Consider the following 21,862-nt stretch of genomic DNA (forward strand, 5'->3'; position numbering starts at 1 on the left):
AAGCGGGAGGGAGAATGAGATAAAGTGATACTATTGGAAAACTTCAGAAAACGGAGAGAATTTGATGCCTTATACTTCTACGGAACGCCGCCAAAGAATTGTTGTTTATATGCTGTTGATTGCCGTACTAGCCGGAGCCGCGGGATTCGGAGCCGGACAATGGTGGATGAAGTATCGCCACCCGGTGCTTGGTCAGGCTGCCTTTGATAATCTGGACCGCTCATATAAGGAGATCGTGAACAATTACATGGGAGACGTCGATCCTGAGAGTCTGATTCATGGGGCTGTCACCGGCATGGTCTCTTCGCTGAACGATCCGTATTCAGTCTATTACACCAAGGAGCAGGGGAAAAGCTTTCTGGAGCGCTACGAGGACCACTTTGTCGGCATTGGTGTCGTCCTTCGGGTGGATAAAGGCCAGTTCATTATTAATTCGACGATAGAAGGAGCGCCAGCTGCAGGGGCTGGGATATTAGCCGATGATCGTATTGTAGCGATTGACGGCAAGCCGGTGGATGGGAAGACGCTGTCGGATATTATCTCTCTTACAAGAGGTGAGGAAGGCACCAAGGTGGTGCTGACGCTTGCGAGAGCTTCTTCCCCGGAGCCCATAGAAATTACGGTTACCAGGGGAGAAGTGCCGGTGACAACCGTATCCTCCAAGATGCTGGACAACGGTGTCGGGAACATTACAATCGCCCGCTTTGCCGAGAGTACGGCCAAGGAATTCCAGCAAGCGGCAGACCGTCTGCAAGAACAGGGGATGAAAGGGCTAATCATTGATCTGCGCGCCAATCCTGGCGGCTTGCTGCAGCCGGCGATGGAGATCGCCAGCTTGCTGATTCCGAAGGATAAGGTGATCGTTCAGGTCGTATATAAAAATGAACAGCGTGAATATACGCATCGTTCCAAGCAGAAGCAGGAATGGAAGCTGCCGCTTGTCGTGCTGATCGATGAAAACAGCGCCAGCTCTTCGGAGGTGCTTGCTGCGGCGCTCGGGGCAAACGGGGCAGTGCTTGTGGGCAACAAATCGTTCGGCAAAGGGATTGTTCAGACCTTCCAGCAATTTGCCGATGAATCGGTCCTGAAGCTGACAGAGGCTCAGTGGAGAACCCCGGATGGAAGCTGGATTCATAAGGAAGGGGTCAAGCCCGATATTACGGTCGATATGCCGGAATATGCGAAGCTGCCGCTCCTTCATGGAGAAACGACGTTCAAGCAAGGGGATTACGGCAAGGAAGTAAGAACGATTCAGCATATGCTGTTCGCGCTCGGTTCCGGGCCGATTACCCAGGAGGGGGTCTATAACGCCGATACGACGGAAGCGGTGAAGAAGTTCCAGCGCCAGGAGCAGCTTGAGGCAGACGGCATAATGAGCGAGGGGACCGCATACCGGCTGCAGCAACGACTAGCGGAAAAAATTGAACAGGAAGATCCGCAAAGCAAAAAGGCCATTGAAGAGCTGCGCAATTTGATCAAAGGGAAGGCGCAGCGATGAGAATCGGATTTCGTACAGTCAAGACGGCGACAGGCGTCTGCCTGTCCATTCTTATTGCCCAATGGCTTGAGCTTCCTTACTACAGCTCCGCAGGCATTCTGACGCTTCTTTGTATCCAGCGCACGCGCAAGCAATCGATTGCCGCAGTGATGGATCGCTTCTTCGCCTGCATTGTCGGCATGTTTTTGTCCAGCGCAATGTTTTGGCTGCTTGGCTACAAAGTTTGGGTCATTCTGATCCTGTATTTGATCTTTATCCCGATTTTGGTTCGCCTGAAAATTCAAAACGGCATATCCAGCAGCTCGGTCATTATTATGCACGGCTACATGAGCGGATACGTCAGCTTGGCCTTCTTTGCCCATGAGTTGGCGATTATTATGGTCGGTCTCGGAGTCGCGCTGCTGGTCAACCTGTACATGCCCGGCCTTGATCGGAAGATTGACCAGTTCAAGACCGAGGTGAGCGTCAGGATGGCATCCATCTTCAGAGAGCTTGGCAGCTATCTGCGTGAAGGCAATGGCTCTTGGGATGGCAAGGAACTGCTGCAGCTCGCAGATCTGTTGAAAAAGGCCCGTCACCTTGCTGTGTTGGAAACGGAAAATAACTTGACTGGGAAATTAAATCCATTTTACTATTATGTTGAACTCAAGTTTCAGCAGTTCCAAATCATCGAACGTATGGTTCCGCTTGTATCGCGGATTGGTCTGAGGCTTGAGCAAGGAGAGCGGATTGGGGAATTTCTTGGACAACTTGGCGACAACATTGAACAATTGGATGACAGCAGAGAGTATCTGCAGCAGCTCAAGGCAATCCGTGAATATCATAAGGGACTGCCAATGCCGCAAAACCGTACAGAGTTCGAGAGCCGCGCAAGTCTGTTCACGCTAGCCAATGAACTCGAGAATTTCCTGCTTAGCAGCGAGAAGCGTACATTTGCATCCATGCAACCCGACTTTAGTCCAGGGAAATACCGGACATAAGACCGATTTGCCCCAGGTCTTGAAACTTTATGATAGATCTATATGATAGATTCGGAATAAGATTTCAGTTGCAGGTGGGGTTGAACGATGAAAAAAAAGCACATCTATATTTTGTTGTCCGACACCGGTACATGGTTTACAAGAATGATCAAGCTATATACGAAAGCCGAGCATAATCATGCTTCCATCGCCTTTGACGATGAGTTCAAGGAGGTATACAGCTTCGGCAGAAAGAGACCTGGCAACCCTTTTGTGGGCGGATTCGTTAAGGAAGATTTGCAAAGTGAATTTTTCAGCAAAGCGTCATGCGCCGTATTCAGCTGCAAGGTCAGTGAACGCAAGTATAATCAGCTCCGCGCGTATGTGCGCAAGTTTGAGCAGGAGCCTCATCGGTACAAGTATAATCTTCTTGGCGTGCTAGGCATTATGATGAAGATCAGGGTCAAGCGAGAAAACGCATTTTTCTGCTCACAGTTTGTCGCGACCGTGTTCGAGCAAAACGGTCACAGTCTTGTGCCAAAATGCGCGTCACTGACGACTCCGGCAGATCTGGAACGCTCCAATGCGCTTCAACTGATGTACCGCGGCGAAATACAGCATATTATGCAAAGCAGTTGCCAGGTGCTTTGACTGCAATATAAATGTCCACCTGTGAACGGGACGGATCGGCACAGCGTTCATCATAGCGCTCGAAGTCGCCTGTATATGTTCTTTCCAATTCGTGCTCCGCTGCATACTGCCAAATTCGTTGCCATGTCTCAATGACGACATCAGGCAGCAGGCCTGTACGCGATTGGAAAATGGCATAATGAGAAGCTGGAAGCTTCAGCGTGGCCAAGTCCCCTGCAATTGCTTGATCTTGTTCTTGCTCCGTACCAATCAGTATGGTATACACGCCATTAACGTCTGTCTCATAGTCGGCGTAGCAGCCATAAACAACAGGCACTGAAGCTGATGCGCCAATACTGTCGAAGAATCCGCCTTCCCGGAATTTCGTCCAGAGTTCGGGAATTTTGGCACTGGCTCCTGTTTCTTCAGCGTTGCTGGTTCTGGCCGCAATTCCTGCCAGTATGATCGGTCCAAGCTCTGCCATACGATCCGGGCCTGCTGGCCCAGCCGCAGATTCCCTTTTGTCTTTCCAACGCTTCAATGACGGTAGTGACTGATAGAGCAGGGTCCGAGCCTGTTCTTCTGGCATTCCTTGCTCTATGAGATACGGGGTGCATACCTCAATCATCCCTTCAAGTGTTTGCTTCGGCTGGATAAAATGCCCGTCCTCATAACAGTATTGACAGTACAGTTCTGACCTTGAACCGTCCTTTTCCACCCCTCTAACTTCATTCGACAGCGGCATACCGCAGCTTTGGCATTGAGCCATGTTCATTTTGATCCTCTCCTGACCTAATGAGTATTTTTGACTTCGTTTCTTTTGTCCAACTTCTATAATTGAAGTATAAACAGAAGAACCTGACAACATTGTGTCAAGTTCTTGCGCAAAATATAAATAATTATATATTTGTCTTGGCATACCGCGCCGCGATTGCCTGTGCTTTGTCCTGAATGATTCGACGGATATGGGGAGGGGAGAGCCAACTGTTCCCATTTTCCTCTTTATCGAGCTGATCCACCCCGAACCATTCCTCAGCGATCTGTCTGGCAGGCGGAAAGATGCGAAGCTGTACATGAGCGAGATTCTCTTCGCGGTACCAGTCAGCATCCCATGGCAGAGGTTCCTCGGGCAGCGGACGGCGCAGGTAGACCCTATCTGTCGTTGTAAGCTCCTTGATTCGATTCAGCTTGAACATTCGGAAGCCTGAGCGCATGGGACAATATGCATACAAATACCACTGCTGCCCCTTCATAATTAGCGTATAAGGCTCGACAGTGCGGACGCTTGCTTCGCCCTTGACGTTGACATAGGTGAAGCTGATCAGATGCAACTGTTCGATAGCCTGCTTGATCAGCTTCAATTTGTCATCGATCGGATTTCGATTTCCCCACGGAGAGAGGTCAATGAGCAGTTGGCTTGTTTTAATCTGGAATACTTCGGATATCGATTGGGGAATGATGCTGCCAGGCCAATCCCGCCGCCCGAGCCCTGGTAGGTGACCACGGGAATACCCGCTTTATTCAGAGCATCGATATCCCTGTAGATTGTACGTACCGATACCTCGAAACGTTCGGCAAGCTCCTTGGCCTGTACGATTCTACGGTTGATCAGTATTACGATAATGGAGAGCAGGCGTTCGAGCTTCATAGTTATTCATGCTCCCTTCAACGTCAAGTAAAAATCATGCTTACATTATAACGGAATCTCTATTAATAAATATGTTATTTTTAGTTAAGGAAATTTTTAGATTTTTTACTTTTTTATTAATAATATAACATTAAACTACATATTGTAACTGGTTCATAGAGTGGAAGAGATACTGTTGATCGAGGTCAAAGGAGTAAGTCATCAATTCAAAATTGGCAAGAAGGGCAGCGAGAAAGTAGTTCCGGTCTTGCATCCATATTGATCTGCATATTAAAAAGCAGGAAATTGTCGCGGTTGTGGGACGAAGCGGCTCAGGGAAAACTACGCTGCTCAACCTGATATCAGGTTATATCCGGCCCACAGAACTGCGGCGTGATGTGTAGGTCTGACGAGCATGGAGCGGCGAACGGGAGGCCGCTAAGGTTTCCCGTTTTGGCTGGAAGAAGCTGCTGTCGGGGAACTAGTGCCCCCTTTTTTTCGCCTGAACAGCGCAACAACGAAGATGATCAGCAGAGGCATTACATAAGCAGTATGATCAATCAGCGTCCACATTGTATAACCGTCCACGAAAAATGTGATTTCATCCGGATACATGGATACGGATAGCAGCAGGCCAATGAGTGCGACCGGGTAGGTCAGGAGGCGGCTGTCTTTGATGTTGAACCAGTCGGACAGCAGCGTTGTAATCATGAACAGTACAATGGCGGCTTTCATATAGACCCCGATAATAAGGGAGAATCCAATGACAGACTCTACCCGTTCCAGAATATCCTGAATCGAGATGAGCCGTGCCAGTTGAAACAGGGAGTAATTCAGATGGCCTGACATCGGTCCCAGTACCATAATTGTACACAGAATGCTAAATACGAGGGTCAGGCAGTTGATGAACAGCGCCAGGTGCAGATATTTAGTCAGACGACCGGACTCTTTTCGCCGGGTAAAAGGGAGGAGCAAGGAAAACAGGGCAATCTCTGCGTAGGGAAAACCATAGGAAATATAGGCCCCGTACAAGATCGGCTTGAAGCCGTCCGGTATGACCGGAAGCAGATACTCGCCATGGAACAGCGGAGAAGCGAGCAGCAGTACAGCCATGACAAAAATGTACATGAATATGAGCAGCAGCAGGAACATTCTGGCCATCACCTCGATGCCTGCGCGGGCGGTCAAAGCAACGGTCAAGAAGAACAATCCTTGAATGATCGAATTTGGCGTATCTTTCATCATGGTGCTTTTAAAAAATCCGCCAATTTCAATCACAATTGCAGCAAGCTGCCAGAATATCACAAAGGTCAGCGGGATGAGCAGCAGCGATGTGACCCAGGGGCCGGCAGTTTTTCTCATGAATCCAACCCAGGACAACTCTGGCGCCCGCTTGTACAGGTAGATTAGGATCGCAAGAATCATAACGCCGAGCAGATAGGAAATGAGAATGGAAATCCAGGCGCCGTTTTTGGCGGCGTTGGTAATTTGCCCCGGAATGAAAATAACCGAGGAGCCTGTAGTGAAGGTCAGAAGCAAGGAAGCCATCTGGAAGGAACTTACACTCTCTTGTTTGGATTTCATTATGCAAGGCTCTCCTTTCATCGGGGTTTGTTGTTGCTACTGAGTTGCATTCAGACTGGCCAAGATCACCTTCACGGGGCCGGAGAATAGGTACCGGAGCAACTCGTCCAGATTCGGCCACCGTAATTCTGTAACGAACACTATGCCAAGATACAGAACAGGCAGCATCAGCATCGCATAAATAATTCGTGCGTGTCGGCCGCTCTTGCTTAAGTCTGATTTGTCGCTAAGGAACATGAGGACAATCGTGACCAGTAGCATTGTAAATCTTGTAATCATTCATTCTTCTCCTTTTTCCCGAAAGTTTCCCCAATGTTCAAGCCGGTGTTGAGTATATGGACATCAATGGAGATGTCAAACTTTGCTGTAGCGAAGCGCTCCTCCCACGTTGGTTTCCACTTTTTCCACAGCCGCGGGTAATGGCGGTAGATCATGTTCCCAATATTAACAACATCCAGACGTCTTTTTTGCAGCCGTCCAATCATCGCTTTCATTTCGGATTTGACCTCCTCTTCAACCCGGACGCGCATCTTTTGTTCCTCCTCGGCTGTAATCAGCGTCGTGCAGTGCAACTCGCTAACTGATCCTCTCATATTGCTTTTCACCTGAATGGTGAGCTGATCGCCCTGAATTTTAGGTTTAAGCTTGGTTTTTATCGAAATAATTTCAAAAGACTCGCGAATGTGTCCCTTCCCTCCTTTCGATTCCGGGCAGGACAATTTAATAATCCCCTTGTTATAGCGGTTAAGCAGCATCAACAGAGGCTGACTGTCCGCCGGAGATACGATGCTGCCGGTGAGCACCTGATCCTTGAACAAGGCAATGCCGGCCACGGCGATGTCGCCGGTCTTGTCGGTTTTATAGGCGTAAGGGATCATCGCGGTATTTGTCTGCCCCATCATTTGAATCGCCAGTTCATAGAGCGGGAGCTTTGTTGTTTTGGCGGAGTATTGAGAGACGGTCTCCTCGATTTTTCGCAGTTGCTGACCGATCGTATATTCGATGTATGGCTTGGTCTTGATATATTCTTTGGCTTTCCCTCTTGTAATCAGCAGCAGAACGGTCGCCCGCTGCTCGCTGTTGCGGGAGAAGAAATCAAGAATTTCACCAAGCGGCTTGCTCCTGGCCAATTCCTCGCTAATCATAATAATGCGCATGTGATCCCATTTGGCCCTTCTTCCGAAATGAAGCGGAATATCCTGGACCGCCTCGTAGACAGAGCTGGCTTCAGTCACAATGGGGATGGCCATTTTGGGCTGCGGGGCCATCCCAGTACTTTCACCGTGGCCTGAAGGATTATAGAACAGCGTAGTCAGCTCAATGCCCTCCTTCCCGGACTTGTCCACGGCAACGGCTTGCACATAGCCAAACTCGATCAGCTCCGCTTTATCCCAGCAGCCTGCCAGCAGCGCAGTGCACATAAGCAGCAGTGCTACTTGTATAGGCCGTCTCATCATTTGGCCTGCTTTCTTATGACCCTGTGCATGTGACGGTTGCGCGGACGGCGGAGCAGGAATTTGCGGGGAACCATGACCAGCACATCCCGCAGTTGCCAAATATCAAGCGGTGTGGTGGGCGCCATATAAGGCTGACCGAGGGAGCGAAGCTTGCACAGATGGAGCAATGCAAGCAAAAAGCCGATCATAATGCCGACTCCGCCCAAAGTTGCACCCATGACCATCAGCGGGAAGCGCATAATCCGCAGAGCGATGGCCATGCTGTATTGCGGCAGAGCGAATGAAGCAATACCTGTAAGAGCAACGACTATGACCATCACAGGAGAGGCGATCTTCGCCTGTATGGCCGCTTGGCCGATAACTAGCGCTCCGACGATGCTTACCGCCGAACCGATCGGACGCGGAAGCCGAATTCCGGCCTCCCGCAGCAGCTCGAAAAAAATCTCCATAATCAGCGCTTCCATAAAAGCGGGGAACGGTATTCCTTCTCTCGTATCCAGTATGGCTAGCAACAGAACCGTCGGTATCAGCTCGGAATGGAAAGTGGATAAGGCGACATAGGTGCTCGGCAGCATCAAAGCAATGAAAAATGCGCCAATTCGCAACAAGCGGATCAGGGAGGAAAAGATCGTCCGCTGGTAATAGTCTTCGCTGCTCATCAGAAATTCATAGAAGTTGCCCGGACATATCAATACAGTTGGCGAGCCGTCCACCATTACGATAATTTTACCGTCAAGCAGAGCAGCGGCAGTATTGTCAGGACGCTCCGTATAACGGACCTGGGGGAACGGGGAATAGACCGAGTCGCCGATCCAATCCTCGAGATAAGAAACTTCAAGGATTTCTTCCTCCTTGATCGATTTGATCCGGCTCTGAAAATTCGTCAGCACCTCCGGATTAACGGCTCCCTCCAGATAGCCGTAGGAAACGGTTCGGTTGCTCTCACGTCCTGCATTAAAGCTGATAAACTTGAGCTTTGGAGATTGCAGAAGATGACGCAAGATGCCAATATTCGTGTTTATATCTTCAATCAGAGTGATATGGGGCCCCTGAACAACGGGTTCGTTGATCGGCTCCGAGACCTGGCGTTTTTCAACTTCTGCTGCTTTGTAGCTCAGAGCCTGGTTCCACTTGTCGAAAAAGATCACCAGACATCCTTCTGTAATATGCCGGGTCACCTCGTCAAAGTCCTTCAATAATTCAGCTGTGCCGCTGGATACCCCGTGATTTTGGAAAAAGCGGATAATTTGCTCCGGAGTGACCGATTCGCCTGTTCCCACTCTATGGTTGACCAAATCCTGAAGAGTTTCTTTTACATAATTGGTATGATGCTGCTGAATCATTGTGTCAAAGTAAACTGAAAATGCCTGTTCCGAAAGATCGGGGCCATATCTCCAGGGAAGAAGGATCAAATCGGAGCAATCGATGAAGATATGTTCAATTTGCTGCCGGTTTTCAACCAGATGACTAGAGAGAGGGGGAAGATCATTTGTCGTATCATTAGACAACTGCGGTGATTCGGAAGAATCGGATGTGTCATTGCAACGGCTATTCGTCTCTTCTTTTTCCATTTCCAGACCCCTTTCTACGTTGCTGGGCAGAGAATTCTCGATCACCAACTATATGATCTTTTTGATCGACAAACGCAAGCATGACACGAACCAGGTAAGCAGCGGCAGCATGCCAAGTACGGTCATAAAATAGAACGTGTTGAATGGCAGAGCGGAAATATAGTCGGTAATGGAAGGTATCGACCAAAAGGTGAAAATAAGAATTAGTAGTCCGATGGGCATGACGAGCAGGCGGTAGTCAGACAGAGCCAGCAACTGTGCGGTGCCGATCGCTACTATGTAATAGGTTGTGTTCAGCCGGATGAACAGGCTGATGACCCAGATCGTCATCACGAGTGATTGCAGATGCTCGAAGAAGCTGGTCACTTTAATGTACCGACTTAGATTTGTAAAGGAAAAGTTGCTAAGTCCGGTTACTTCTCCGAGCAGCAGGACAGTTGACATATGCCCGATAATCATCACGAAGACGAGGAATGTCAGAGAAAGCATGCTGGCTCGCTGGGATTTGTTGCTATCGCTGACATAAGGTAAGAAGAATGAGGTCAGCGAATAAATCAAAAACCACTGTTGTAACAGAATCGATCCCTTGATCGGCGGGAGCAGTCCATGCTCCATGACGGGAAAAAGCTCTTTCAAATTGAAATCGGGAGTGAGTGGTACAATAACGAGCAGCATTAAAATAAGAATAGCAGGAGCGAATATCTGGGCGAATCTTCCGATGGTTTCCACTCCACCGCGTACAGCCCACGAACTTGTGAAAATAATGACACCTGCGATTACAGTAAGCGGAGTGCGCGTAAAAAAACCGACAGTCATAAATTCGCAGAATTGGCGCACGGCAATGCCTGTCATGTGTAGAATATACAGCAGGAAAAGCACTCCGATAATTTTACCGATTACCTTGCCGTAAACTTGTGTCACATATTCGATGAAGGTCATGTTGGGATACTGGCGATGAAGCCTGTGCACAACAAAAATCATCCCGTATGCAGGCAAGGACCCAAGTAGAAGCGCCAACCAGAAATCCCGACCGGCTATGGCGTATACAGGAGAAGGGGCGGCCATAATTCCGGTTGTCATAATACTGATAAGAAATATCAAGCCCAGTTGGGTCGAAGAAAGTTTTCCTTTATCCAGACGAGTAGACGCCGATTGGTTTTTCATGAAAGTAACCACCTGCCTAGCGGATGAAACAGCTTTTTGGTCAAATCGTTAGGTCCGGGCAGCTCGGGGTTGTGAAAGAGAAGCAAGCCGAGCAGCCATGCTGCGCCTGCCAATAACCAGAAGACACCCTTCGTTTTTCCAGTCGAACGTCGCAAGGCATGGATATGCAGCATGGAAAAAACAATAACAATCAGCGTCCATAAAATATAGTCCTGACTTTTCATTGTGAGGCTTCCTCCTTTAAATTCGTCATGATGTTTTTGTTGATTAATCCTGTATGGCTAATATTGAAATCGACATCGAATGTGACGCGTACCTTTGGAAACAGCTGATCCCAGTTCGCCTTGTTTTTATTCCAGATACCGGGATATTTACGATGGAAAGTGCCGGAGAAATCAAAAATATCGGCATTCCACTGTTGCTGGGCGGATGTGATGACTGACCTCAGACGTTCTGTTACAGCTTTGGCGGCGACTTCCTGCAACTCCTTCATCTTCTCCGGCTTCGACAGATCAAAGTCAGAGTTGTTCTCCAGCACACTGCCATCCGCCTGCGTCTCAATGCTAACCTCCCATTTATTTCCTCTAATCACCGGTTTCAGAGTCGTTCGGATGTGTTGAAAATATACGGAAACTGTATGTTTCGGCCTGCTCTCATCCGGCACCAGGAGCACGCTTGCTGTCTTCGAATGGTTCGTGATCCAGCGGATGTCGCGCGTCTGTTTTTTGTTGACGACAGCAATCAGCTTGCGGTTCTTCAATATGGCCGTGTAATTGACAGCAGGGACTTCCTCGCCATCGCTTAATTTTTCCATTTCAACCAAGGGCAGAATAATCGCGCCTGCGGTATTAACGGACATCTTGTACAAATCGAGCAGCGTAATCTGCAAACTATTATCAAGGTTGCCAATTTCATTAAGCAATACAGAGCTATCGCGTTCAATCTTCGGTTTCCATTTCAACACCTTGCTGGCTTCTCCGCGGCATATAAGGACGTTTATCCGTTCCGGCGGTTCGTTAAAACGGATCATGAAATCAAGCGGCTCTTCGATACCTTGTTGTGCAAGCTGCTCGCTGATCAGAAAGACCTGCCCGTGGCCCCAGAACAACTGGCGGGGGCTTATATCTTGCAGACGAGAAGCGGCTTCGGACATATTACGGCCCAGCTTTGCTCTTGTAATGGATGAGGCTCCGCCTGAGCTTCGACCGCTCCCCCCGGTTCTGATCGGAGAATAGAACTGCAAAGTCAGCTCGAGCTCATTCGGTTGTTTCCCCAAAGAGACAGCTGCGCCCGTTATAATCGCCAGGTCATTGATTTCCTTGCGGTCCCAGCAGCCGGTCAGCAAGCAAGCCACCATCAGCAAAGCAATCATAAGCTTTCGCATCATTGCATCCTCTTCTTGGGCTTGCTATTCGTTTGTCCAGCGATGCGCCGCCTGTTGCTGCTGAGTGCCAATCTCGGACGGAAGACCAACTGCCATTTCGGCGCGCGCACAAGCGTATCCTTCCACTCCTCATTGATCTTTGCGATGAAAGGGGACAGATAAGGCACGCCAAGCGAGCGGAGCGTAAGCAAATGGGTCAGGATGAGAATGATGCCCACCATCAGACCGTACAATCCCAGAATACCGGAGCAAATCATAACCGGGAAACGAAGCAGGCGAATGGCGCCGCCAAGCGCAAAGTTCGGGATCATGAACGAGGCAATACCCGTGATGGCGACAACCATGACCATCGGTGACGAGACGATGCCCGCAGCGATAGCCGCCTGTCCGATGACGAGCGCTCCGACGATGCTGACCGCCGAACCGACCTGCTTTGGCAAACGGATGCCGGCTTCGCGCAGCCCTTCGAAAGTAATCTCCATCAGCAACGCTTCAATCAGAGCGGGGAACGGAATATGCTCGCGTGACTCAGCAATGGTGAAGAGCAGTATGGCCGGAATCATTTCTTGATGGTAAGACAGTACGGCGACATAGAGCGACGGAACAGTCAGGGCAATTCCAAAATACAAATAGCGCAGCCAGCGGATGGCCGAGGAGATTGTCGTCCGTTGATAATAATCCTCCGGCGATTGCAACAGACTGAAAAGCGTAATCGGCCCGATCAGCGCGAACGGGGAACCGTCAACAAGGACTGCTATTCTCCCTTCCAGCAAGCAGGAACAGACGACATCGGGTCTTTCGGTAGCTAAAAGCTGGGGAAAAGGAGAGAAGGGCTGATCCTCAATCATTTCTTCAATAATCATGCTGTCCAATACGCCGTCAATATCAATGTGATCAAGCCGCTCACGCACTTCGGCAAGCACGCTTTCGTCAGCGATGCCCTGCATGTGCACCAGTGCTACTGAGGTATGAGTGTGGCGACCGAACTGCATCAGCTCGATTTTCATGGCTGGCGACTTGAGCCGACGGCGCAGCAGTGAGCAGTTGGTCGTCAATTGCTCGACGAATCCTTCCCGTGGTCCGCGTACGACGGTTTCCGCCGCAGGTTCCTCAATGCCCCGTGTTTCCAGGCTGACCAGAGAGACGGCGAGCGCCTGATCGCAACCATCTATCAAAATGAGGGAATTGCCGGAAGTAATCGATACGACCGCCGTTTCATAATCCGTCTCATAGTGAGTAGAAGATACAGCGAGGCGGCTGCGGAGCTGATCTGGTAACACGGGCAGCGACATGCGATTCAGTTTGTTGATGACAAGTCTATCCAATTCACTTGTGTTAATCAGGCCACTGGCGAAAATAACTGCAAAGCGAGGTGATTCCTTCTGGGGAATTTCCAGGATGATAATATCGTCGCAATTGTCAAACATTCGGCGCATTTCAACCAGATTGGTTGCCAGACAGGTGGAAAAAGGGTTCCTTTGTTGCAAATCAAGCTGCTCGTTGTTCATCTGCTTCATGGCAATCTCCCTTGGAAATTTTCTTTATTATTGCCTGGAGGTTTGGAAAATAACCACATCCTTACTTTCATGCCATGAACGTTGGCTCCTGTTGATTGGGTTGCTCCACATTTGATCAACTGTATTATTTTATGTAAAGCTATATGAATTTCATTGACACAGAAAATGTTTTAGATTATGATTATGACACGAAAGTGATACATAAAACCAATATTTGTATCATTTTTTTTGATGCAGAATTGGTGTTTGGGGTCTATAAACCCCGGACATGCCAGATGTATCTGTATTTTAATGTAAGCGTTACCTTTATTCCGGTTTAGCTGGGGATGAACGGAAATGTCCGACTATTAACGAACAGGGGGAAACAAGGCAGGATAAGGAGAACGCTGGAGGTTTAGTTGCAAGGAAGCTGGAGACGGACGATCGATGCCGCTTCATGCTCCAACCAGTCCGGTCGAGGTTGCAAGAAAGCGTGGATATGCATGTAATTCCGGCTGACAACTTATGTGACCGGAGGTCCTTTATTAACGTATGTTTGGAAGCGGATTCAGAACTAATATGTCAAATATTTAGAGAAGGAAGGCGACAGAATGGAAATTTTTAAAGGCATCAAACGCGTGTCGGCCTTGGCGCTTGCCCTCACTTTGGCCGGAGGGGGAAGCATTCAGGCGACTCCTGCGTCACCCGCCCCTGTCAGGTCAGATAGCGAGTGGACCAAACTTCAAAGCGTCATTTCGAAGTATTATGGCGAATGGAACGATACGTCCTATAAAGGGCTTTTTGTCACCACGATACCCAAGACCGCACTGCTGGGCAACGGCGATATCGGCGTGACCTCAGGCGGGGACGAAGTCTCCAAATCCTTCTACATCTCCAAGGGTGACTTTTGGGCATACCACGGTTCTCCGATGCCGATCGGAGGGCTGACGATTCAGAAAAAATCAACAGCGTCTCAGGACCAGGACCCGCAAAAGACCTCGCTCGCTTACCGGAAGCAGGCAACCTCAAGCGCTGATCATTATGGTTCCTCGGCCTCCCGCGCCGTAAACGGCGAATGGGCAGCCGACTACGAGGGCTGGGTATCTCCGGTTGGCAATGGCCAATGGCTGGCTGTGGATTTGGGTGAGGCCCAAACCTTCAACCGTTTTGTGGTGCGCCATGACGCTGCGGCCCGACCGAATGAGACCGTCAACATAACGCAAAGCTTCAAGTTACAGACAAGCACGGACGGTAATGTTTGGAGAGATGCCTACATGGTCACGGGCAACCAGGACGCGATTACGGACATTATCCTGCCGGCGCCGATCACGGCCCGCTACGTACGCCTATACATTATAAAGGGAACCCAGGAGACGACTGACGATTCCAGGCAATATCCGCGGGCGCGCATCGGCCAGTTCGAACTGTACATGAACCCCGATCTGACTCCGCAAACGCCGCAGTCTCCTGAATGGCCGCAAGTGTCGCTGACGCTGGGTCAGCCGGCCACTGCGAGCGGGTCTCACTACTCGTTGACGCCGGATCGGGCTGTCAATGGCTCCTGGAGCGCCAATTCCGGCTACGAAGGCTGGACGAGCGGCTATCGTGGGGACGGCCAGCCCGGACCTTGGTGGCTAGAGGTCGATCTGGGCGAGAAAAAGCCTTTCAACCGCTTTGTTGTGCGTCATGATGGCGCAGCCCGCCCATGGGAGGCGGAAAACAATACGAAGGAATTCCAGTTGCAAGCGAGAAATACGACAGATTCAGACTGGGAAAATGTCTACACGGTGGAGAACAACAGCGCCGCGACGACAGACATCAAGCTTGATTCGACAACGGAGGCGCGCTACGTGCGGCTGTTCATCACGAAGGGCACGCAGGGCAATACGCAGGATTCCCAGGAGAATCCAAGGGCGCGCATCGGGCAGTTCGAGCTGTTCAACGAGACAGTAGACAACGGCAGCGGTACGACCGGCGAGGCGGTCAAGATGTACGATCTCGGACAAAGCTCGGAAATTTCCCGTTATGTCGTCCGCTTATCCCGCGCGAAGGATGTGACGGTGGAGGCTAGCGAAGACAGTTCCACGTGGCATACCGTCGGCCAGACTACAGGTAATTCAAGCACCGTAGTGGTGGATGTGACGACCGATCCCTTTACGGCGCGGTACGTGCGAGTGAAGGCCGACGAGCCAGTTATTATAAGTGCTTCGCTGCTCACTGTACCCGGTCTGGTCAAGCAGAAGCCGGAAGGAAAACTGCATGAGATCCAGGATATCCTGAATGCGGAAATTCGCACCGAGACAGAACTGGGCGAGCTGCCGCTTGAGATGCGCACCTGGGCCTCGGCGGTGAACAATGTGATCGTCACCGAGCTGACCTCACGCAGTAATGAGGCAGTGGAACTGCAGGCTCAGGTATGGGCCAAAGCGGGCAACGCGAAGCTTCCGGTAACGGCAACCCAAGAGGCGAACAGTGCCGTGGTGACTCGCCAGACGACGATCGAGAGTCAGGACAGGAATGATGTGAACGCGCATATCTCCAAGGCGGCTCTGGCTTCCAAGATCATCGGTGTCAATGGTGTGGAGCTCGCCACTGATGCAGAGAAGGGGACTGGCAATCTGAACTTCACGCTCGCACCTAACCAGACGGTCTATGTGGTCACGGCCGTTGGGGGAGGCGGACGCACATACAATTACCAGGGCGCGCTGCTTCAAGATGCGGAGCCTCAGGTTCAGGCTTTGCGCTTGCTGAACAGCGTGAACACGCTGAATGACGTTCAAGCCTTGCACGGCGAGCATCTGGACTGGTGGAAGCAGTTCTGGCTGGATTCCTATGTACTGATGGATACGAGTGATCCGGAGCTGGATTCGCTGATGAAGTTTTACTATTCGGGACAGTATTATCTCGGTGCGAGCATTCGCGAGGGCAAGGTTGCCCCGGGTCTGTACGGACAGTGGCATACGACAGATTCCTCTCAATGGAACTCGGATTACCACATGAACTATAACTTTATCGCGCCGTTCTACGGCGTAAATTCCAGCAACCGCACATGGATGGGCAAGCCAGCCATCGACGCGATTCTGGATTACGTGCCCAACGGCTTGAAGAACGCAGCTTCCACCGATCATCTCATGAATATCGGCCATGGCGACCATGGGGCAAAGTCACGCGAATTCGTACAGATGAAGATCAGCAAGGGCGTCATCGATCCGGTGAATGGTATTTCGGACGCGCTGCTTTACCCGGTCAGCATCGGCCCTTGGGGCATGGGTCTGGCGGGCGAATATGGCTACTATGGTCAATTGCTGGATGCGATCTTCAGCACTTACCCGTTTATCGAATACTACAACTACACGCAGGATGAGACGTTCCTGCCGACCATGTACACTTTCTTGAAGCAGAGCATCGCCCTGTACGAGGCTTGGCTAGAGAAGGAGGGCGACGAGTACGTACTCTACAGCGCCTATAATGAGGGCTCCTGGGGTAAAAACTCGGCCGTTGAATTGGCCATGCTCAAAAACGCTCTGATCTACGCCATTCAGGCCAGTGAAAAGTTGGATGAAGATCCGGTCAAGCGGGAGCAATGGAAAAATATCCTGGAGCATCTCGCGCCGCAGCCGACCGCCCAATACAAGGGTAAAAAAATCTACTCGCTGGCGGAGAAGCATTGGAACAATAACCAGTGGGAAAATCTGTCTAATCCGATCCCTTGGGATGGCAACATCCTGCCGTTGGAAAACGTCATTCCCGGCGAGCAGCTCGGTTACTACTCCTCCGCCGAGGACTTGCAAATAGCGAAGGATACGATCGACGTATTCATTGAGGAAGGCGTCAGCGGCGGCAGAAACGGAGTATGGAGCCAATCGAACAATTTCCCGAAAATTTTCGCTAATGCAGTCAATGTCCGGTTCCCGATCGAAACTATCGTCAAGAACTTTGCGAAGACGATCGAAGAGCAGATTCAGAAAAACTTGACGATCATGGATAACGACGACGCCCACGGTGTGGAGAAAAGCGGGGCGACCGAGGCGATCAACAACATGATGCTGCTGAGCGATCAGGGAATCATGAAAGTATTCCCGAATTGGCTGGCAGACAAGGATGCGTCCTTTGCCCGATTGAGAGAGAAAGGGGCGTTCGTCGTCAGCGCGGCGTATAGCGGGGCGCAGCGGCAAGTGCAGCATGTCGAGATTGTCAGCGAAGCGGGCAAAACAGCTTCCATCGCTTCCCCGTGGGCGGAAGGGCTGCATGTAGTTGATGCAGACGGCAATGTTGTTCCGACTATCAAGGGAACGGCGCCTAATCACGAGACGGAAGTCGTCTACACGTTCAACACGGTGGCCGGCATGACGTACCATCTCCTGCCGGTAGCGCCTTCTTGGCCGGCTGACAGCGCGCTGACAGCCTCGCAGGTCGGAAGAAACAGCCTGACCTTGAGTTGGACGGATGCGCAGGATGCTCACGCGGTAACGGAATACCGAGTGTACCGGGGCGACAATTTGCTCGCTACGGTGCCTGCGGATGTGAAGCGCTACGAGGTGACCGGATTGTCGTCCGGCACAAAGTATACCTTCAAGATTGAAGCTGGCAATGGGGCTGGCAAGTGGAGTGTTGACGGTCCATCGGTGAAGGTGACGACTTCTTCATCCTACAGCGGCGGAAGCAATCCTTCTGCGCCTGCAACGCCGGAGAACCCTGATTCGGGCGAGGTTCGTCCTGACGGCACGATTGTTGCCGACAAGCCGAAGTTTGACAAGGATACGGGACTCGCAACAGTTACAATCGGAGATGACGCATGGAAGCAAGCGGCTAAGGCATCCAAGCATATCAAGATCGAAGTGCCTGTGCAGCAGGAAGCAACCGGGTACACGGTTATTCTGCCGGCAGACGCACTGGCTTCCGGTGAGCCTGCTCAAGACATTGAGCTGGTTACGGGAATCGGGACCATCCGCGTTAGCTCCAAGATGTGGAGCAAGGCGGAAGTAAACGGCAAGCGGGAAATCGCGCTGTCGCTGCGCAGCCTGAGCGCGGAGCGTCTGGAGGCGGATGCCCGGAAGGCTGCAGGAGGACGGCCAGTCCTGGAGCTGACGGCTCAGATCGATGGCAAGGCCGTTGAATGGAGCAATCCGGACTTCCCTGTTACGTTGTCCGTACCGTACAAACCGGCGGCCGACGAGCTTGCCACTTTGGAGCAGTTGGCTGTACGGAAGCTTGGCGGGGCAGGCAAGATGACGCCTGTACCGACAGGCAGTTACGATACGGCTACCGGAACGGTCTCCTGGCAGACGGCACAACTGGGTACCTACGCGGTCGTTCATATCCATACGACTTTTAACGACCTGGAGAAGTACGACTGGGCCAGACATGCAGTAGAGGTAATGGCGGCCAAGGGCGTCGTCATCGGCAAGGCAGAGGGCAGCTATGCGCCTGCGGAGTCGGTCAAGCGAGCTGATTTCCTGCTGTTGCTGACGCGTGCGCTGGGACTGAGCGCCAAAACCGAAGGGGACAGTGGCTTCTCCGATGTCAACGGGGATGCTTATTATGCTGAAGCGGTGGCTGTAGCCCGCAAACTGGGCATCGTCTCCGGGACGGGCCAAGGAAACTTCCTACCAGAGCAACCGGTCACCCGTCAGGAGATGATGACGATGATGTACCGCGCGCTGACGGCAGCGAAGAAGACGCTGGACGCAGGCGGGGAGGCCGATCTGGCCGGTTTCGCGGATGAGAAGAGCCTGTCATCCTACGCTCGGTCGAGCGTGGCAGCGCTCGTCAAGAGCGGCATCGTGCAAGGAGACGGCCAGCAGTTAAGTCCGCTCGCAAGCGCGACCAGAGCGGAAGCTGCTGTGCTGATCTACCGCTTGTACAACCAACGGTAAACCTTTTTAACGAACGATACCCGATCCGTTTCGCTCATGCGACGGATCGGGTCGGAAGTTGCAGTCACGCCCCGAGCTTTCTTATGCTCGGGGCGTGACTTTTTTATGAAAAGAATTCTGCACTCCTGGCAGGTTCCGAAAAATCGGAAAGACAGGATCATAAAAATCTCTAATCCTGGCTGGTCAGAACCAGCGGACCGTCCTTCGTAATGGCAATCGTATGTTCATATTGGGCGGACAGCTTGCCATCGGCCGTCCTGGCTGTCCAGCCGTCGGCATCTATCGTCATTTCGTAAGTACCTTCGTTAATCATCGGCTCAAGCGTGAATACCATGCCTTCCTTCAGGCGCACGCCCTTGCCTGGCACACCGACATGGGAGAAGTTTGGTTCCTCATGAAGCTCCCGGCCTACGCCGTGCCCGAGCAGATCGCGAACAACCGAATAGCCGTGCGCTTCCGCATGCTGCTGGATGGCATGCAGGACGTCGCCGAGCCGGTTGCCGACAACAGCCTGACGAATGCCCAAATCCATACTTTCTTTGGTGATCCGCATCAGACGCTGTGCTTCCGGAGAAATATCGCCTACAGCGTAACACCAGCAGGAATCACCAATCCAGCCGTCAGCGATGGCGACAATATCGATTTTCACAATATCGCCGCTGCGCAGCGGTTTTTTACCCGGGATGCCGTGTGCAATGACGTCGTTTACAGAAGCGCAGGTCGCATATTCATAACCATTGTAGCCTTTCGTAAATTGGGCGCCGCCCATTTCGGTCAGCCTGCGCTCCACGTAGTCGTTGATTTCGAGCGTTGTAACTCCGGGACGGATCATGGTGGCGATTTCCTTGTGACAGTCGGCAACCATCTTGTTGGCTCGTTTCATGTTCTCAATTTCACGCGGGGATTTCAGTATAATCATTTCGTTATCTCCTTTATTTCCTACAGTCTTGGCTGGTATAGTAGCCCTGGAACGGCAAAGTCAGCCTTGGGATTCTTCACCAGAGAACAGCAGCCGGATAAATTCGTTTTTCTCCAGCTTGCCGAAATAGCCCGTCAGATCAACTTCTTCCAGCGCGGCTGCGACAGCTTCCTCATCATATCGAATGCCGGACAGCATCTGTTCCAGTTCGGCCACATCCTTGACACCAAAGAAATCTCCGTAAATCTTGATTCCGGCAATTCTGCCTTCCTTAATATCCAGCAGCGTCTCGATGATGCCCACTGGGAACTTATAGGCGCTGCGCAAATTAAACCTTGGAGAACGGCCATAGTTCCAATCCCAATTGCGGTAGCGCTCGTCAGCAAGCTTGCGAATCTCCGCCCAGTCCTCTTCGGTGAGCTGATAGCGAGAGATGCCCGCGTCCTCGGCTGAACCGAAAATATGCTGCAGAATACGGGAGCGGAATTGCTCAATGGTCAACGGTTCTTGTAAGAACTCGCTAATATTGGCCACGCGGGAGCGAACGGACTTTGTACTTTTCGATTCGACTTTCATGGCCTTGACCTTCAGAGCGGAGGCGACATGTTCCATCTCGGAGTTGAACAGCAGCGTACCATGACTGAACATCCGCCCCTTGGCGGCGAACTGGGCGTTGCCGGATATTTTGCGCTCCCCGACTTGAATATCATTGCGTCCGGTCAGTTCCGCATCGATGCCAAGCCGGTGAAGCGTCTCGATCACTGGTTCGGTGAATTTGCGGAAGTTGTGAAAAGACGCTCCGTCATCAGCAGTAATAAAGCTGAAGTTCAGATTGCCAAGATCATGATAGACCGCCCCGCCTCCAGAAAGCCGGCGTACGACATGCAACTGCTTTTCCTTTACATAGTCGGCATTGATTTCTTCGATGGTGTTCTGATTCTTTCCAATAATAATGGAAGGCTCATTAATATAAAACAGCAAATAGCTGTCTGTCATGGGCAAGCGTCGCAATGCATACTCCTCAATAGCCAAATTCAGCGCAGGATCGGTTATCCCACAGTTGTCGATAAACAACATTCGCATATCCTCCATTCCAATTACAGCCTTTAATAGCATTGTAACTGTCCGGTACCGTTTCTACCAGTCACTGGCCGAGAGGTTCACTTCGTCCGAGCAGCTCCAGAGTGTATACTATTATTATAGTTCATTTAACCTAAAACTATAGTCTCATTAAATTCGGGGCGATTCTTTTTCGATATCATCACTTTTTTGTTGTTTTGTAAAGAATTTGTTCAGTGCTTTACTGTAAAGTAGGGAGAAAGGAGTTTTTAGTAGTGAAAATTCGATTTTTTTCGCTAAAATGAAACAATTATTAGTCTTCTGATTTAAAATTAAACTATATAATCTATATAGAACTTTATACCTATGGAGATGGTACAAATGAATGAGGGTTTTTTTCATGAACTGCACAAGTTGGGGCGCGAAGATGAATTAAGGGCCAAGCTGCTGATTCGTGGTGTCAAGCGTATTCTGGATGAGAAGAAGGAAGAGACGGGATTGAAAAAGCTGCTTCGCAGAAGAAAAAAGAGTCGTGTCCAGCCTAGTGCCTGGAACTGATAGATCGACATAAAAGGCGGATTTCAACGCTTGCCTTCAATTCGCAGCCCATTATAGGATAACTAGACAGGCTGTTCTCT

18 protein-coding genes and 1 pseudogene are annotated in these 21,862 nt (G+C 50.8%); 6 read left to right on the forward strand and 13 right to left on the reverse strand.

Translation table 11 applies throughout. The features are described 5' to 3' along the window. The first annotated feature begins 64 nt into the window (after positions 1-64). The 3 genes from JFN88_RS09050 to JFN88_RS09060 all read left to right on the forward strand — a co-directional run bounded on the left by JFN88_RS09050 (position 65) and on the right by JFN88_RS09060 (position 3,108). A complete protein-coding gene (locus JFN88_RS09050; RefSeq protein ID WP_233167622.1) occupies positions 65-1,498 on the forward strand; it encodes a S41 family peptidase in 1,434 nt (477 codons plus the stop codon). Next, positions 1,495-2,478 (forward strand): aromatic acid exporter family protein, encoded by a 984-nt coding sequence (locus JFN88_RS09055; RefSeq protein WP_199019000.1) that lies wholly within the window; start codon positions 1,495-1,497, stop codon positions 2,476-2,478. The genes JFN88_RS09050 and JFN88_RS09055 overlap by 4 nt, the downstream gene beginning before the upstream one ends. 87 nt (positions 2,479-2,565) lie before the next feature. Then, positions 2,566-3,108, forward strand: coding sequence for a C40 family peptidase (locus JFN88_RS09060; protein WP_199019001.1), 543 nt, complete (start codon positions 2,566-2,568; stop codon positions 3,106-3,108). On the opposite strand, the gene JFN88_RS09065 is transcribed toward JFN88_RS09060, so the two are convergent. From JFN88_RS09065 to JFN88_RS24480, 3 genes are all read right to left on the reverse strand, one after another. Then, positions 3,080-3,862, reverse strand: coding sequence for a zinc ribbon domain-containing protein (locus JFN88_RS09065; protein WP_233167624.1), 783 nt, complete (start codon positions 3,860-3,862; stop codon positions 3,080-3,082). The two genes, JFN88_RS09060 and JFN88_RS09065, sit on opposite strands and share 29 nt — an antisense overlap. Positions 3,863-3,986: 124 nt before the next feature. After that, complete coding sequence (locus JFN88_RS24475) at positions 3,987-4,448, reverse strand: helix-turn-helix transcriptional regulator (protein WP_233167626.1); 462 nt, start codon at positions 4,446-4,448, stop codon at positions 3,987-3,989. Then, positions 4,445-4,735 carry a helix-turn-helix transcriptional regulator gene (locus JFN88_RS24480; RefSeq protein ID WP_233167628.1) on the reverse strand — a complete coding sequence of 97 codons (291 nt, stop codon included), beginning with the start codon at positions 4,733-4,735 and terminating at the stop codon, positions 4,445-4,447. Before JFN88_RS24480 ends, JFN88_RS24475 begins: the two co-directional genes overlap by 4 nt. Before the next feature lie 175 nt (positions 4,736-4,910). Between JFN88_RS24480 and JFN88_RS25650 the strand changes: the two are divergent. Further along, positions 4,911-5,106 (forward strand): annotated as a pseudogene (locus JFN88_RS25650) (ATP-binding cassette domain-containing protein); the annotation flags it as partial. 46 nt (positions 5,107-5,152) lie between these two features. Here JFN88_RS25650 and JFN88_RS09080 read toward each other — a convergent pair. Genes JFN88_RS09080 through JFN88_RS09115 form a run of 8 tightly spaced genes read right to left on the reverse strand, consistent with a single transcriptional unit; the run spans position 5,153 to position 13,391 of the window. Beyond that, positions 5,153-6,298 (reverse strand): GerAB/ArcD/ProY family transporter, encoded by a 1,146-nt coding sequence (locus tag JFN88_RS09080; RefSeq protein ID WP_199019002.1) that lies wholly within the window; start codon positions 6,296-6,298, stop codon positions 5,153-5,155. A 36-nt stretch (positions 6,299-6,334) separates the two neighbouring features. After that, positions 6,335-6,577: a hypothetical protein gene (locus JFN88_RS09085; protein ID WP_199019003.1), complete on the reverse strand. Its 243-nt coding sequence runs from the start codon at positions 6,575-6,577 to the stop codon at positions 6,335-6,337. After that, entirely contained in the window at positions 6,574-7,752 is a 1,179-nt protein-coding gene (locus JFN88_RS09090; protein ID WP_199019004.1) for a Ger(x)C family spore germination protein, read from the reverse strand. Before JFN88_RS09090 ends, JFN88_RS09085 begins: the two co-directional genes overlap by 4 nt. Continuing rightward, a complete protein-coding gene (locus JFN88_RS09095; RefSeq protein ID WP_199019005.1) occupies positions 7,752-9,326 on the reverse strand; it encodes a spore germination protein in 1,575 nt (524 codons plus the stop codon). Before JFN88_RS09095 ends, JFN88_RS09090 begins: the two co-directional genes overlap by 1 nt. Before the next feature lie 48 nt (positions 9,327-9,374). Continuing rightward, a complete protein-coding gene (locus JFN88_RS09100; protein WP_199019006.1) occupies positions 9,375-10,490 on the reverse strand; it encodes a GerAB/ArcD/ProY family transporter in 1,116 nt (371 codons plus the stop codon). Beyond that, positions 10,487-10,714, reverse strand: coding sequence for a hypothetical protein (locus tag JFN88_RS09105; RefSeq protein WP_199019007.1), 228 nt, complete (start codon positions 10,712-10,714; stop codon positions 10,487-10,489). The genes JFN88_RS09100 and JFN88_RS09105 overlap by 4 nt, the downstream gene beginning before the upstream one ends. After that, the gene (locus JFN88_RS09110; RefSeq protein WP_199019008.1) at positions 10,711-11,877 is read right to left on the reverse strand and encodes a Ger(x)C family spore germination protein; all 1,167 of its coding nucleotides are present in this window, start codon (positions 11,875-11,877) and stop codon (positions 10,711-10,713) included. Before JFN88_RS09110 ends, JFN88_RS09105 begins: the two co-directional genes overlap by 4 nt. Then, the gene (locus tag JFN88_RS09115; RefSeq protein WP_199019009.1) at positions 11,874-13,391 is read right to left on the reverse strand and encodes a spore germination protein; all 1,518 of its coding nucleotides are present in this window, start codon (positions 13,389-13,391) and stop codon (positions 11,874-11,876) included. Before JFN88_RS09115 ends, JFN88_RS09110 begins: the two co-directional genes overlap by 4 nt. A gap of 590 nt (positions 13,392-13,981) precedes the next feature. Between JFN88_RS09115 and JFN88_RS09120 the strand changes: the two genes are divergently transcribed. Further along, a complete protein-coding gene (locus JFN88_RS09120) occupies positions 13,982-19,246 on the forward strand; it encodes a discoidin domain-containing protein (protein ID WP_199019010.1) in 5,265 nt (1,754 codons plus the stop codon). Positions 19,247-19,415: 169 nt separating this feature from the next. On the opposite strand, the gene map is transcribed toward JFN88_RS09120, so the two are convergent. Both map and lplA read right to left on the reverse strand, forming a co-directional pair. Continuing rightward, positions 19,416-20,165 carry a type I methionyl aminopeptidase gene (gene map, locus JFN88_RS09125; protein WP_199019012.1) on the reverse strand — a complete coding sequence of 250 codons (750 nt, stop codon included), beginning with the start codon at positions 20,163-20,165 and terminating at the stop codon, positions 19,416-19,418. Positions 20,166-20,225: 60 nt separating this feature from the next. Beyond that, positions 20,226-21,242, reverse strand: coding sequence for a lipoate--protein ligase (gene lplA, locus JFN88_RS09130; RefSeq protein ID WP_199019013.1), 1,017 nt, complete (start codon positions 21,240-21,242; stop codon positions 20,226-20,228). Between the two features lie 363 nt (positions 21,243-21,605). Between lplA and JFN88_RS09135 the strand changes: the two genes are divergently transcribed. Next, positions 21,606-21,782: a hypothetical protein gene (locus tag JFN88_RS09135; RefSeq protein WP_199019015.1), complete on the forward strand. Its 177-nt coding sequence runs from the start codon at positions 21,606-21,608 to the stop codon at positions 21,780-21,782. Positions 21,783-21,862: the final 80 nt, after the last annotated feature.

Source organism: Paenibacillus roseus, assembly GCF_016424485.1.
Lineage (GTDB): Bacteria > Bacillota > Bacilli > Paenibacillales > Paenibacillaceae > Paenibacillus_D > Paenibacillus_D roseus.